The sequence below is a fragment of the Corticimicrobacter populi genome (genome assembly GCF_003123725.1).
Lineage (GTDB): Bacteria > Pseudomonadota > Gammaproteobacteria > Burkholderiales > Burkholderiaceae_B > Corticimicrobacter > Corticimicrobacter populi.
On the sequence record NZ_QETA01000001.1, the window covers coordinates 640,756 to 654,288 of the forward strand.

The window sequence follows — 13,533 nt, forward strand, 5'->3', positions numbered from 1 at the left end:
AGTATCGCTCATCCCCATAAAGTCTGTCATGCATACCAAGTAAAAAAATACCAAGGAGACATCACATGAACACACTTATCCATTTCGGTCACGGCTGATGCGGCCTCGCCGGTCCTGCTCATGCGGCAGGGCTGGCGGGGGTATTGCCGCATTCATTTTCCTCATCTGTCTGTCATTATGCGCAGCTGACCCTGGTCAGCGCGTGTGGGGCTTCTTTTGCCTAAGGAATTGTCGTGACTACTGTAAACAAACTTCCTGCACCCTTGCTGGCCAAGATTTCCTGGCGCTTGCTGCCGTTCCTGCTGCTCATGTACATCATGGCTTTCCTGGATCGCGCCAACGTCGGCTTTGCCAAGGTGGCCTACCAGGCCGACACCGGTATCAGCGATGCCGCCTTTGCCCTGGGGGCCGGCATCTTCTTCCTCGGCTATGCGCTGCTGGAAGTGCCCAGCAACCTGATCATGCACCGGGTAGGGGCGCGCATGTGGATGTGTCGCATCATGGTCAGCTGGGGCCTGATCTCTGCGGCGATGATGTTCGCGCATAACGAAACGATCTTCTATGTGCTGCGTTTTGCGCTGGGTGTGGCCGAAGCCGGCTTTTTCCCCGGCGTCATCCTCTACCTGACCTATTGGTTCCCGGCTGCGCATCGTGCGCAGGCCATGGGATTCTTTTATTTCGGTGCGCCGTTGGCGTTTATCTTCGGCAGTCCGCTTTCGGGGCTGCTGCTGGATCTCAACGGGGCGGGAGGCTTGCACGGCTGGCAATGGATGTTCATGGTCGAAGGTCTGCTGGCCACGGCAGTCGGCATCTGGGCCTATTTTTACCTGACCAATCATCCCAGGGATGCCGCCTGGCTGACGCAGGCCGAGCGTGACCTGGTCAGCAACATGATTGCTGCGGAAAACAGCAGCAAGGGGCAGCATGGCCACAACCTGCTGGCGGCCATGACCCAGCCCCGCGTGCTGTACCTGGCGCTGATCTACCTGTTGATCCAGGCCAGTGTGTATGGCGTGGTGTTCTACCTGCCGTCCCAGGTGGCGGGTCTGCTGGGGACCAAGGTGGGCCTGACAGTAGGGATTGTGTCTGCCATTCCGTGGGTATGTGCACTGCTGGCTGCCTGGCTGATTCCGGGCTGGGCCGACCGTACCCAGCGTCATGCCAGGATCGCCAGCCTGACCTTGGTGATGTCGGCCCTTGGCATGGCGGCCTCGGTGAGTGTCAGCAGCCCGGCCCTGGCCATTATTGCGCTGTGTTTTGCTGCAGCAGGCTTTATCGCGGTGCAGCCGGTGTTCTGGACATTCCCGTCGAACATGCTGGCCGGCACGGCGGCAGCGGGCGGCATTGCGCTGATCAATTCGTTTGGTGCCGTGGGGGGCTTTGTGGCACCCATCGTCAAGAACTGGACCGAAACGGTCTTTCAGTCCCAGGCTGCCGGTCTGTACCTGCTGGCAGGGACGACGGTGCTCGCTGCCTTTCTGGTGCTGCAGGTGCGTGCGCACCGCACTGCCGCCTGATGGGTGGTGGCCCGACCGCAGCAGGCTTTCGTTGAAAAATATATTTGTACGGAGAATAGATCATGAAGAATGTGCCCACCATCAAACATGTCCGCGCCTTTACGCTCAAGGGCGGGGGAGCCGATTATCACGACCAGTCCGACGGGCACTGGATCGACGATCACATTGCCACACCGATGAGCAAGTACCCGGCCTACCGGCAGAGCCGCCGCAGCTTCGGCATCAATGTTCTGGGCACGCTGGTCGTGGAGATCGAGGCATCCGATGGCAGCGTGGGGTTTGCCGTGACCACGGGGGGCGAGCCGGCAGCCTATATCGTTGAAAAGCATCTGGCCCGTTTCCTGGAAGGGGCCAGGGTGACGGATATCGAGCGGATCTGGGAGCAGATGTATCTGTCCACGCTCTACTATGGACGCAAAGGGCTGGTCATCAATACCATTTCCGGTGTGGATCTGGCGTTGTGGGACCTGCTGGGCAAGGTACGCCAGGAGCCGGTACACCAGTTGCTGGGCGGTGCCGTACGTGATGAACTGCAGTTCTATGCGACCGGTGCGCGCCCCGACCTGGCTCAGAAAATGGGGTTCATCGGCGGCAAGCTGCCGCTGCATCATGGCCCCAGCGAAGGCGAGGAGGGCCTGCGCAAGAACCTGGAAGAACTGTGCGTGATGCGTGAGCGGGTCGGGCCGGATTTCTGGCTGATGTTCGACTGCTGGATGAGCCTGGATCTGAACTACGCCACGCGTCTGGCCCAGGGAGCGCAGGAATATGGTCTGAAATGGATAGAAGAGGCATTGTCGCCTGATGACTACTGGGGCTATGCGGCGCTGCGCCAGAATGTTCCCAAGGGCATGCTGGTGACCACGGGTGAGCACGAGGCAACCCGCTGGGGCTTTCGGATGCTGCTGGAGATGGGCTGCTGCGACATCATCCAGCCCGACGTGGGCTGGTGTGGTGGTGTGACCGAGCTGCTGAAGATTTCGGCGCTGGCCGATGCGCATGGTGCTCTGGTGATTCCGCACGGTTCCAGCGTCTACAGCTACCATTTCGTGGCAACGCGGCACAACAGTCCGTTTGCCGAGTTCCTGATGATGGCTCCGAAGGCGGATGAGGTATTGCCGATGTTCCATCCCCAGTTGCTGGGCGAACCGGTGCCGGTGAATGGCCGCATGCGGATTTCCGAACTGGACAAGCCCGGCTTTGGCGTGGATCTCAATCCCGAGTGCCAACTGCATCGACCCTATACCCATTGATCCGACAGGAGCACTTGCAATGCAACTTCCTCGAAATATTTTCAAGCAGGCCCTGGCGGGGCCGGACACGCTCTATGGCATCTGGGCCGGATTGACGACGCCCTATGCCGTCGAGATCGTGGCAACCACCGGCTATGACTGGATGCTGCTCGACGGCGAGCATGCACCCAATACCGTGCCGACCTTGCTGGGGCAACTGCAGGCGGTGGCTCCTTATTCGGTCCAGCCTATTGTGCGGGCAGTCAATGGTGATGCCACGCTGATCAAGCAACTGCTGGACATCGGCACCCAGACGCTGATGGTGCCTATGGTAGAGACAGCTGCTCAGACCACGGCGCTGGTACAGGCCACGCGCTACCCTCCCTTCGGAATCCGGGGCGTGGGTGGCGGCCTGGCCCGCGCCACGCGTTGGGATGCCGTGCCGAACTATATCCAGACAGCCCATGAGCAACTGTGCCTGATCGTGCAGATCGAATCCCGCCTGGGTGTGGAGAATGCTGCGACCATCGCCGCAGTGGAGGGGGTGGACGCGGTATTCATCGGCCCCGCCGACCTGTCGACCGGCATGGGCCATGCCGGTGATGCCAGCCACCCCGAGGTGCAGGCCACCATCCGCAAGACCATTGATGCCGTGCGGGCGCAGGGCAAGGCCTGCGGCATTCTGGCACCCAATGTGGATGATGCCCGGCGCTATGCCGAATGGGGCTGCAAGTTCGTGGCAGTGGGCATAGACATTAGTCTATTGCGTCTGGCTGCCATGACTAACCTGGCCAGCCACAAGGGACAGTCTGTGGAGGCAGCGCCGGTATCGCGTGTATATTAAAAAACATCAGGTTGACAACCAAAGTAGACAAGGAGACAAAGCAATGACTTCCCCAACGGTTCTGCGCAATTACATCAATGGTCAGTTTGTCGACAGCAGTGATTTCCATGAGGTGACGAACCCTGCAACGGGCGCGCTGCTGGCCCGCTCGCCGCTCTCCACGCCTGCCGATGTGGATCAGGCCATTGCCGCCGCGCGCGCTGCCCAGAAAGGCTGGGCACGCAAGCCTGCCATCGAGCGGGCACAGTATCTGCATCGCATCGCCGGCAAGCTGCGCGAGAACGTGTCGCACATTGCCCGCATCATCACCCAGGAGCAGGGCAAGATCCTGGGGCTGGCAGAGGTCGAGGTGAACTTCACGGCAGATTATCTGGATTACATGGCCGGTTGGGCACGTCGTATCGAAGGGGAAGTGCTGACCAGTGATCGTCCGAATGAAAGCATTTTTCTGCTGCGCAAGCCGCTGGGTGTGGTGGCCGGCATTCTGCCGTGGAATTTTCCGTTTTTCCTGATTGCCCGCAAGATGGCCCCGGCTTTGGTGACGGGCAATGCCATTGTCATCAAGCCCAGCGAAGAAACACCGATCAACTGCCATGCTTTCACCGAGTTGCTGGCGCAGGTGGATCTGCCGCCCGGTGTCTTCAATGTGGTGTATGGGCAGGGCGCGACGGGGGGCGTGCTGTCCGCGCACAGTGGTATCGACATGATCAGCTTTACCGGCAGTGTCGCTACGGGAGCCCGCATCCAGGCCGCTTCGGCAGACAACATCACCAAGCTGAACCTGGAGCTGGGTGGCAAGGCACCTGCCATCGTGCTGGCCGATGCCAACCTGGATCTGGCGGTCAAGGCCATTCGCGACTCGCGTATCATCAATACCGGGCAGGTCTGCAACTGCGCGGAACGTGTCTATGTGGAGCGCAAGATTGCCGATGCCTTCATCGAGCGCATCAGCAAGGCCATGACGGCCACGCGCTATGGCGATCCCCTGGCCCAGCCCGATGTGGATATGGGACCGCTCATCAATCAGAAAGGCCTGGACAGTGTGGCGGCCAAGGTGCGCCAGGCAGTGGCCGATGGCGCGCAGGTCGTGACCGGTGGCGCAGTGGCCGATCTGGGGCAGGGATTCCATTATCAGCCGACGGTGCTGGCCAACTGCCGTGCCGACATGGATATCATGCGCAAGGAGATCTTCGGCCCGGTCCTGCCGATCCAGATCGTCGAAGACCTGGACGAGGCCATTGCACTGGCCAATGATTGCGAATATGGCCTGACCTCTTCGCTCTACACGCAGGATCTGTCAAAAGCCATGCAGGCCATGCGTGAAATCGATTTTGGCGAAACCTATATCAACCGGGAGAACTTCGAAGCCATGCAGGGTTACCATGCCGGCGTACGCAAGTCCGGCGTGGGCGGTGCCGATGGCAAGCATGGACTCTACGAATATACGCATACCCAGGTGGTGTATCTGCAGGGGTAAGCGTATGTATTGGGCTGGGGCCGCGAGGTTCCCAGCCATAAATCTGGCGTCACTATGCAGGGCTTAACTCGCCATATCTCAGATACATGAGGTGTTCACCGAGGCCAATTTTCCATGGCTGTGCGCTGTCAAGCTCGATTTTCTCATTGACTGAAAGATGCGCGGGGCAGTGGGTCATGATTTCTGTCAGCACGCGATGTGCAGATTCAATATGATCTTCAGAGGCGTCGTCAGTAAAAACAGCATGGAAGTTCAATTGCTGGTCGATCAGTGAAACATACAGGAAACGCAGGGTGTGGGGAACTTCACCCAGCATGGCAAGCTGCACGGCTCGGGATAGATGAATGCTCATGCGTGCTTCACGTCTTTAACCTTCACGCCTTCAGCCCCAGTCGCCGCGCCAGCTTGTGCAGATTGCTCGCATCCACGTCGAGCTGGCGCGCTGCCTGCGTCCAGTTACCCTGGGCTGCCTGCAGCGCATGTTCGATGCAGCGTCGCTGGCAGTCATCCATCACATCCCGCAGGGGTCGTACGGCCGAGGTCAGGCCCGGCAATACGGGCAGCGCCATCGGTGCGGTCGGGTGTTCCGATGATGCTGCGGCGTGTTGTGCTGCTGGCTCTGTAGCCAGTCCATTCAGATCCAGATCCAGCAGTTCGGCACCCAGCGTCACGATATCGCTGCGCTGCGCGCCCTTGCTGATGATCTTGATGGCGGCACGACTGACCACATGCTCCAGCTCGCGGATATTGCCGGGCCAGCGATAGGCCAGCAGTGCCTGCTCGGCCTCGGGTGAAAGCCGCAGGCTGCGCAGGCCAAGCCGGGTACGATTGAGCTCCAGAAAATGGCCTGCCAGCAGCAGCACGTCATGGTCGCGCTCGCGCAGCGGCGGGATCGGTACTGGATAGACCGATAAACGATGATAAAGATCGGCCCGGAAGTGACCGGCGCTGACCTCTGCCTGCAATTGCCGGTTGGTGGCGGCGATGATGCGCACATCGACCTGGCGCGGGTGATCGGCACCCAGGCGCTGGATTTCGCCGTTCTGCAAGGCGCGCAATAGCTTGGCTTGTACCGACAGCGGCAACTCGCCGACTTCGTCCAGAAACAAGGTGCCGCCATCGGCGGCCTCGAAGCGGCCAGGGCGTTCGGTAGTCGCGCCCGAGAAGGCACCTTTGGCATGGCCGAACAGCTCGCTTTCGGCCAGTGATTCGGGCAGTGCCGCGCAGTTGACGTGGATCAGCGGATGGTTGCGGCGCGGCGACAGCCGGTGCAGGCGACGTGCGAACAGTTCCTTGCCAACACCTGTTTCTCCCAGCAACAGAACCGGCAGGCTGGAGTCGGCCACGACATCCAGCTCCTGCAACAAGGCGGTCAGGGCACCGCTCTGGCCGATGATTTCTGCATCTGCGCCACTGTCTGCGGCCTTGCCGGGCACGGGGTCGGCCTGGCGGTTGAGTCGCAGGGCATGGATCTGTTGCTCGATCCGGGTGACGCGGATGGCCGCCTCGACTACGGCCGTGCAGCGCCGCACGGCATCGCGGGCTGGTTGATCGAAGGTATTGACCTGCAGGGCATCGAGCGTCAGCACCCCCCAGAGCCGACTTTCCACATACAGGCTGATCCCCATGCAGTCATGTACCGGCATGGGCGCACCCGCATGGTTTTCCAGCAGGCCGTCGTAGGGGTCGGGCAGGGTGCTGTCATGGGAAAAACTGGTCAGATCGCGTCGCGCCAGGATGGCGGCCAGGCGGGGGTGCTGAGCCACGATGAAACGCCGTCCCAAGGCCTCGCGTACCAGACCGCAGGCCGCGACCGGCCGCAGGGCGTCTTCTTCAAGCTGGAGCAGGACGACAGCACCGCAATGGAATTCGGCCTGCAGGGCGGAAACCAGTCTTTGCAGGCGGACAGCCTTGGGCAGTTCAACGGTCAGGTCAGTCAGGAGCAGGTCTTCGATCATGCAGCAGATACAGGCGTCAGGACAAACGGGAAGCTGGGCGGCGGCGTGCGGCGGCGCATTGCATTGGGCCGACAGGATACAGGATGCGCACATGGTACGGTATTTTTTACCTATAAGGGTTTTTACTACCCTGGGTCTGGAGTGGTGAAAAATACCTGTTTATTTTTATCCATTTGATATTAAAGAATAATATTTGTTGGCACGGATCTTGCTTTGAAGGAGATGATTTTTCAGGAGTATCTAAATGGATATGTTGAACACGTCGCTGGGTGCGCTGGCTCGCACCATACCGGGAGCGACCAGGATCTTTCATCAGTATGGACTGGATTTCTGTTGCGCCGGCAAGCGCACCCTGCAGGAAGCAGCCAGTGCGCTGAGCATCGATCCGCAGGACGTCGCTCGTCAGCTCCAGACGCAGGCGTCCGAGCCGGGAGGACATGACTGGACTCAGACCGAGCCGGCCGAGCTCATCGATCACATCCTGGTGCGCTATCACGCCGTGCATCGCGAACAGTTGCCCGAACTGCGCCGCCTGGCGCAGCGTGTGGAGGAAGTGCATCAGGACAGTCCTGATTGCCCGCATGGCCTGGCCGCATTGCTGGAAGACATCCAGCATGAGCTGGACAGTCACATGCGCAAGGAAGAAATGATTCTGTTCCCCATCCTGCGCCGCAACGCTGCTGCGCCGGTAGAGGGGCCGATCATGGTCATGCGTATGGAGCATGACCAGCATGGTGCCGAACTTGAGCGGCTGGATGCACTGACGCACGGTATTACGTTGCCGGCGGGTGCTTGCAATACCTGGCGTGCGCTTTATTTGGGATTGCGTACTTTTAAGGAGGACCTGATGGAACATATCCATCTTGAAAACAACATACTTTTCGAGAACGCCGAACGGGCGTTGATGTCTGGCGAGGTGCAGCATGGGTGAGTACCGCAAACTATGGTTTACGCTGATCGGCGTATTGATCGTCACGTTTTCCCTGCTGGGATACTACGGGGCCGAGGTCTATCGCGTCGCGCCGCCGATCCCGCAGCAATACGTCGTGGAAGGCAGCGGTGATACGCTGTACACCCACGACACCGTGCTCGACGGCCAGACTGCCTGGCAATCGGCCGGCGGCATGCAGGTCGGTTCGATCTGGGGGCACGGTGCCTACCAGGCTCCCGACTGGACGGCTGACTGGCTGCACCGCGAACTGGTTGCCTGGATGGAACTGGCTTCGGTAGAGGAATACGGCAAGCCGGTCGCGCAACTGTCCGATAGCGAAAAGGCCGTGCTGGAAGCCAAGCTCAAGGCCGAATATCGTCGCAACACCTGGAACGAAGACAGCGGTACGGTGCTGCTGTCGGCGCGTCGCGCCAAGGCCATCGAACAGACCGCCGAGTACTACAGCCGCCTGTTCGGCAACGATCCCGAGTTCCAGAGCACGCGCAGCAACTATGCCATGAAGGAAAACACCCTGCCCAGCGCCGAGCGCCGCGAGCAGATGGCTGCGTTCTTCTTCTGGACGGCATGGGCGGCTGCCACGCAGCGTCCCGGCTCGGAAGCCACCTATACCAACAACTGGCCGCACGAACCCCTGATCGGCAACAAGCCGACGCCTGAAAACGTCATGTGGTCCATCCTCAGCGTCGTGATCATGATGGCGGGTGTGGGCTTCCTGGTGTGGGGCTGGGCCTTCCTGCGCAAGGAAGACCATGCCGAGCCGGAAGCGCCCAAGCGTGATCCGCTTACGCTGGTGCCGCTGACGCCGTCGCAACGCGCACTGGGCAAGTACCTGTTTCTGGTAGTGGCACTGTTCACGTTCCAGGTGTTCCTGGGCGGGGCAACCGCGCACTACACGGTCGAAGGTCAGCATTTCTATGGCATCGAGCTGTCGCGCTGGTTCCCGTACTCGCTGCTGCGTACCTGGCACATCCAAAGCGCGCTGTTCTGGATCGCCACGGGCTTCCTGGCCGCCGGCCTGTTCCTGGCCCCGCTGATCAATGGCGGCAAGGATCCGAAGTACCAGAAGCTGGGCGTGGACATCCTGTTCTGGGCACTGGTCGTGGTGGTGGTGGGTTCCTATACGGGTAACTATCTGGCGATTGCGCAGATCATGCCCGAGAACCTGAACTTCTGGCTGGGTCACCAGGGCTACGAGTATGTGGAACTGGGTCGCCTGTGGCAGATCGGCAAGTTCCTGGGTGTGGTGTTCTGGCTGGTCCTGATGGCGCGTGGTATTGCCCCTGCCTTCAAGCAAAAGGATGGCGACAAGAACCTGCTGGCCCTGCTGACCGCTTCGGTGGTGGCAATCGGCCTGTTCTACGGTGCTGGCCTGATGTACGGTGAGCGCACTCACCTGTCGGTGATGGAATACTGGCGCTGGTGGGTGGTGCACCTCTGGGTGGAAGGCTTCTTTGAAGTGTTCGCCACGACGGCGCTGGCCTTCATCTTCTCGACCTTGGGGCTGGTGTCGTACCGCATGGCAACGGCTGCCAGCCTGGCCTCGGCTTCGCTGTTCATGCTGGGTGGTGTGCCCGGTACGTTCCACCACCTGTACTTCTCGGGTACGACCACGCCGGTGATGGCCGTGGGTGCCAGCTTCAGCGCGCTCGAAGTGGTGCCGCTGGTGGTGCTGGGTCATGAGGCATGGGAAAACTGGCGCCTGAAGTTCCGCGCTCCCTGGATGGAAAAGGTCAAGTGGCCCCTGATGTTCTTCGTGGCCGTGGCCTTCTGGAACATGCTGGGTGCCGGTGTCTTCGGTTTCATGATCAACCCGCCCATTTCGCTGTACTACATCCAGGGCCTGAACACCACGGCAGTGCACGCACACGCAGCATTGTTCGGCGTCTATGGCTTCCTGGCACTGGGCTTTACCCTGCTGGTACTGCGCTACATCCGTCCGCAGATGGTCTTCAATGAAAGCCTGATGAAGCGTGCCTTCTGGTGGCTCAATATCGGTCTGGCTCTGATGATGTTCACCAGCCTGCTGCCGATCGGTCTGATCCAGTTCCACGCCAGCGTGGGTGAGGGTATGTGGTTTGCCCGCAGCGAAGCTTTCCTGCAACAGGATATTCTGCAGACGCTGCGCTGGGTGCGGACCTTCGGTGACATGGTGTTCATCGTAGGGGCGCTGTCGGTCACCTGGCAGGTCATCAGCGGCTTGCTCAGCAGCCGTGCGCCGGCACATGGTGTGGCTGCCGCATCGCTCGAAGGCAAGAGCAGCACACATGCCAGCGGCGGTTGCTGCGGGAGTTGCTCGGAGTAAGCAAAGACGCTTGCCCTGAGTGCGAATCGATGGCCGGGTGCATGACATGCCCGGTCAGATTCCCCAAGAAAGCCTGCCGTTCGGATCTCGACGGCAGGCTTTTTGCTTTATAGACATACATGGAGAAACTCATGAACCTCGATAAATTCAAGCATCAGCATCTCGATATCCTCGACAGCATCGCCGAGCTGCGCAAGCTGGCCCACGATGGCGTGGCCCGCAATGCAGAGCGGATCGCCCGTCGCATCGTGGCCATGAGTTCGGTCATCAAGCTGCATCTGGCCGTCGAGGACCGGGCGCTGTATCCGGCTTTGCAACGTCAGGGTGACCAGGGGCTGGCCGAACTGGGCCGGCATTACCAGGATGAAATGCAGTCGATTGCCGCGGCCTACGAGGGGTTCGCGTTGCGCTGGAATACGCCGCGCCGCCTCGAACAGGACGAAGCGGGATTCCGCCATGACGCCAATACGGTCCTGCGCCAGGTGTTCGAGCGTATGAAACGCGAGGACAAGGAGTTCTATCCGCGTGTCGAAGCGCTGGAATGATGCTTGCCTGATCGTTTGGCCAGATTTTTGAATGCTTTCCTGATTTGACCGTTTTCGGGGAAAACGCTATACAGATGAACCTGTCGGCCGCTGGAGCATGGCCGGCCATCATCATCAGAAGGTTGACGCAAGCATGGCGCGCAAGGAAACCGGGGAAGCAGGGCGTTTTGTCAAAGGCAGGTTCAGCGGTGCATTGCCGATGGAGGGGTTGAGCGAACGCCATCGCGAGGTACTCGAAGCTGCTGCCGCCCTGTTTGCCGAGCGCGGTTATGCGGCCACCTCGGTGCGTGACATCGGTGAAAAAGTCGGCCTGCTGGGCGGTTCGCTGTACCACTACATCAAGTCCAAGGAAGCGCTGTTCGTCAGCATCCACGACATGGCATTGCAAGTGGCCGAGGACCGTGTCAAGGCGGCCGTGGCCCCCCAGGATGAACCCTGGGCGCGGCTCGAAGCGGCCTGCATTGCCATGATGGAGATCCAGCTCGATCCGGATTCGCTGACCATGCCGCTGATGGGCGACTTCAATGCCGTACCGCCCGAAATACGCGAGCGGCTGGTGGCCAAGCGCGACAAGTTCGAGCAGCTTTTTCGGGATCTGGTCGGCGCTCTGCCGCTGGACCCCGCATGCGATCGGCAGGTCTATCGCCTGCTGTTGCTGACGCTGCTCAACAATGTCAGCATCTGGTATCGACAGGAGCGGCTTTCGCCGCAGGATATCGGTCGTCAGATCGTCAGGATATTCCGCTACGGCGGTTGAGTTTTTCAGGAGAACATCGTTTTGTCGCACCCTTCTTTCACCGCCCCGCAACCCGACCAGGACTGGATCGAGGACATGACGGCCTGGCGGCGCATGTTCCATCGCAATCCGGAGCTGGGCTTTCAGGAGCACGAGACAGCGGCTTTCGTGGCCAGTCAACTGCAATCCTGGGGTATCGAAACCCATACCGGCATCGGCGGTACCGGCGTGGTGGGCGTCATCCACGGCGAACTGGGTGATGGGCCGTCAATCGGCCTGCGGGCAGACATGGATGCGTTGCCCATGCATGAAGAGACCGGCGCACCGCACGCCTCGGGCAAGGACAATGTATTTCACGGTTGTGGTCATGATGGTCATACGACCATCCTGCTGGGGGCGGCACGCTACTTCGCCAGTCATCGGCGTTTTCATGGCACGCTGAACCTGATTTTCCAGCCTGCCGAAGAGGCGTTGCTGGGTGGAATCGCCATGATGGACGATGGCCTGTTCGAGCGGTTTCCCTGCGAGGAATTGTATGGCCTGCACAATCATCCGCCGCTGGAGCCCGGCAAGGTCGGGGTGCGCTACGGTGCCACGCTGGCCGCCTGTGACCTGTTCCGTATCACGATAGATGGGGTAGGGGGCCACGCTGCATCGCCACATCGCACCATTGATCCGATTGTGGTGGGCAGTGCCCTGGTTCAGGCAATCCAGACCATTGCCAGTCGCAGCATCGATCCGCTCGAGACGGCGGTGATCAGCGTCTGCCAGTTCCACGCAGGCAGCGCGATCAATGTGATCCCCGGCACGGCTTCGATGGAAGGGACGGTGCGCACGTTGAGCCGGACGGCACAGGATACGGCCATCCGTCGCCTGCGCGAACTTTGCGAAGGGGCCGAGAAACAGTACGGTTGCCGCATCGCTTTCGAGCACCTGCAGACTTCGCCGCCTACGGTCAATGCGGACGGGCCGGTCGATACGGTGATCAGCGCAGCCCAGGCCGTGGTGGGAGAGGAGAATCTGGTTCGCAATATCCCGCCGCTGATGGCCGCCGAGGATTTTGCCTACATGCTGGAGCGCAAGCCCGGTGCCTATTTCTTCCTGGGGCAGGGCGGACACATGTGCCACCATCCGAAATTCGATTTCAATGATGCGGTACTGCCCGTTGGCATGCGGATGTTCATCCAGATCGTGCATGAAAAACTGGGGCTTGAAGACTGAGCATGCAGTTCGCCCATGATCGGGCTTGTCACTGAATCAGGTGATCCGTAAATGTGCAAGAGGCACCAACCTAGGGCATTCCCCTAGTGTGTTTTGCGCCTTGGTGGTGCACAATTCGTTTCATGCAGGTGAGGAGACACGCCCCGAAGCAGGGCGATCAGCCGCAAATGACGGCAACAAAAAGCAGTACCCCATAAAAAAAAGAATGGAACAGGGCCAACCGCCAAAAACGGTTGGCCCTGTTGCTTTTCAGGCCCCGCAATCGGGCATCCCGGGTGGTGTATGATTTTGCCCGTCGGCAGGGATCCGCAGCGTCAGATGGGCTGGCGCACCAGCCTGGCGTGTTTGAGGAGAACCATATGAAAAAAATCCTGGGCTGCTGCGTGCTGGCGACCGTGGGCGTCATGCCTGCACTGTCGGGGGCGGCACCGCTGTCGTTTCTGAACAAATCGATCATTTCCCGTATTCCGGCGGCAGATACGCCATCACTGCAGGCGACCGTGGGTGTCGTGCTCAATGACATGGCCGATGGTCAACCGACCGAGTGGACCAGCAGCCAGAGCACTCGCACCCGTCGGACGCCCGTGCATATCGTGCTGACCCCGCAGCAGACCGTACAGACCGATTCGGCAGGGACCTGCCGCCTGCTGGATGCCAAGGTCAGCCAGGCCAATACAGACGAAAACTGGAAGTACTGGTTCTGCAAGCAGGCCGATGGTTCCTGGAAAGCCAGCCACAACTGATCCATAGAG

12 protein-coding genes are annotated in these 13,533 nt (G+C 60.2%); 10 read left to right on the forward strand and 2 right to left on the reverse strand.

Going from position 1 to position 13,533, the window contains the following annotated elements; all coding sequences use genetic code 11:
* Positions 1-233: 233 nt before the first annotated feature.
* From DD235_RS03105 to aldA, 4 genes are all read left to right on the forward strand, one after another.
* Complete coding sequence (locus DD235_RS03105) at positions 234-1,517, forward strand: MFS transporter (protein ID WP_109060562.1); 1,284 nt, start codon at positions 234-236, stop codon at positions 1,515-1,517.
* A 62-nt stretch (positions 1,518-1,579) separates the two neighbouring features.
* Positions 1,580-2,767, forward strand: coding sequence for an L-rhamnonate dehydratase (rhmD, locus tag DD235_RS03110; protein ID WP_109060563.1), 1,188 nt, complete (start codon positions 1,580-1,582; stop codon positions 2,765-2,767).
* 19 nt (positions 2,768-2,786) lie between these two features.
* On the forward strand, positions 2,787-3,590 hold the full coding sequence (locus DD235_RS03115) for an aldolase/citrate lyase family protein (protein ID WP_109060564.1): 804 nt from the start codon (positions 2,787-2,789) through the stop codon (positions 3,588-3,590).
* A 43-nt stretch (positions 3,591-3,633) separates the two neighbouring features.
* The gene (aldA, locus tag DD235_RS03120) at positions 3,634-5,067 is read left to right on the forward strand and encodes an aldehyde dehydrogenase (protein ID WP_109060565.1); all 1,434 of its coding nucleotides are present in this window, start codon (positions 3,634-3,636) and stop codon (positions 5,065-5,067) included.
* A 52-nt stretch (positions 5,068-5,119) separates the two neighbouring features.
* On the opposite strand, the gene DD235_RS03125 is transcribed toward aldA, so the two are convergent.
* The gene (locus DD235_RS03125) at positions 5,120-5,419 is read right to left on the reverse strand and encodes a MafI2 family immunity protein (RefSeq protein WP_204524179.1); all 300 of its coding nucleotides are present in this window, start codon (positions 5,417-5,419) and stop codon (positions 5,120-5,122) included.
* Positions 5,420-5,441: 22 nt separating this feature from the next.
* On the reverse strand, positions 5,442-7,025 hold the full coding sequence (norR, locus tag DD235_RS03130; RefSeq protein ID WP_109060566.1) for a nitric oxide reductase transcriptional regulator NorR: 1,584 nt from the start codon (positions 7,023-7,025) through the stop codon (positions 5,442-5,444).
* 244 nt (positions 7,026-7,269) lie between these two features.
* Here norR and ytfE point away from each other — a divergent pair, with 244 nt between their 5' ends.
* From ytfE to DD235_RS03160, 6 genes are all read left to right on the forward strand, one after another.
* The gene (gene ytfE / locus DD235_RS03135) at positions 7,270-7,956 is read left to right on the forward strand and encodes an iron-sulfur cluster repair protein YtfE (RefSeq protein WP_109060567.1); all 687 of its coding nucleotides are present in this window, start codon (positions 7,270-7,272) and stop codon (positions 7,954-7,956) included.
* Positions 7,949-10,279: a nitric-oxide reductase large subunit gene (locus DD235_RS03140; RefSeq protein WP_109060568.1), complete on the forward strand. Its 2,331-nt coding sequence runs from the start codon at positions 7,949-7,951 to the stop codon at positions 10,277-10,279. Before ytfE ends, DD235_RS03140 begins: the two co-directional genes overlap by 8 nt.
* Positions 10,280-10,410: 131 nt before the next feature.
* On the forward strand, positions 10,411-10,824 hold the full coding sequence (locus tag DD235_RS03145; protein WP_109060569.1) for a hemerythrin domain-containing protein: 414 nt from the start codon (positions 10,411-10,413) through the stop codon (positions 10,822-10,824).
* Between the two features lie 133 nt (positions 10,825-10,957).
* The gene (locus tag DD235_RS03150; protein ID WP_204524180.1) at positions 10,958-11,581 is read left to right on the forward strand and encodes a TetR/AcrR family transcriptional regulator; all 624 of its coding nucleotides are present in this window, start codon (positions 10,958-10,960) and stop codon (positions 11,579-11,581) included.
* Positions 11,582-11,602: 21 nt separating this feature from the next.
* Positions 11,603-12,781 (forward strand): M20 aminoacylase family protein, encoded by a 1,179-nt coding sequence (locus DD235_RS03155; RefSeq protein ID WP_239990011.1) that lies wholly within the window; start codon positions 11,603-11,605, stop codon positions 12,779-12,781.
* A 359-nt stretch (positions 12,782-13,140) separates the two neighbouring features.
* The gene (locus DD235_RS03160; protein ID WP_146193401.1) at positions 13,141-13,524 is read left to right on the forward strand and encodes a hypothetical protein; all 384 of its coding nucleotides are present in this window, start codon (positions 13,141-13,143) and stop codon (positions 13,522-13,524) included.
* The last annotated feature ends 9 nt before the right edge of the window (positions 13,525-13,533 follow it).

Excerpts from the sequence above, each read along its gene's own strand:
- DD235_RS03140 (WP_109060568.1), top strand. The coding sequence starts at position 7,949 with ATGGGTGAGTACCGCAAACTATGGTTTACGCTGATCGGCGTATTGATC.
- DD235_RS03150 (WP_204524180.1), top strand. The coding sequence starts at position 10,958 with ATGGCGCGCAAGGAAACCGGGGAAGCAGGGCGTTTTGTCAAAGGCAGG.
- DD235_RS03115 (WP_109060564.1), top strand. The coding sequence starts at position 2,787 with ATGCAACTTCCTCGAAATATTTTCAAGCAGGCCCTGGCGGGGCCGGAC.
- ytfE (WP_109060567.1), top strand. The coding sequence starts at position 7,270 with ATGGATATGTTGAACACGTCGCTGGGTGCGCTGGCTCGCACCATACCG.
- aldA (WP_109060565.1), top strand. The coding sequence starts at position 3,634 with ATGACTTCCCCAACGGTTCTGCGCAATTACATCAATGGTCAGTTTGTC.
- DD235_RS03160 (WP_146193401.1), top strand. The coding sequence starts at position 13,141 with ATGAAAAAAATCCTGGGCTGCTGCGTGCTGGCGACCGTGGGCGTCATG.
- DD235_RS03145 (WP_109060569.1), top strand. The coding sequence starts at position 10,411 with ATGAACCTCGATAAATTCAAGCATCAGCATCTCGATATCCTCGACAGC.
- DD235_RS03125 (WP_204524179.1), bottom strand. The coding sequence starts at position 5,419 with ATGAGCATTCATCTATCCCGAGCCGTGCAGCTTGCCATGCTGGGTGAA.
- rhmD (WP_109060563.1), top strand. The coding sequence starts at position 1,580 with ATGAAGAATGTGCCCACCATCAAACATGTCCGCGCCTTTACGCTCAAG.
- norR (WP_109060566.1), bottom strand. The coding sequence starts at position 7,025 with ATGATCGAAGACCTGCTCCTGACTGACCTGACCGTTGAACTGCCCAAG.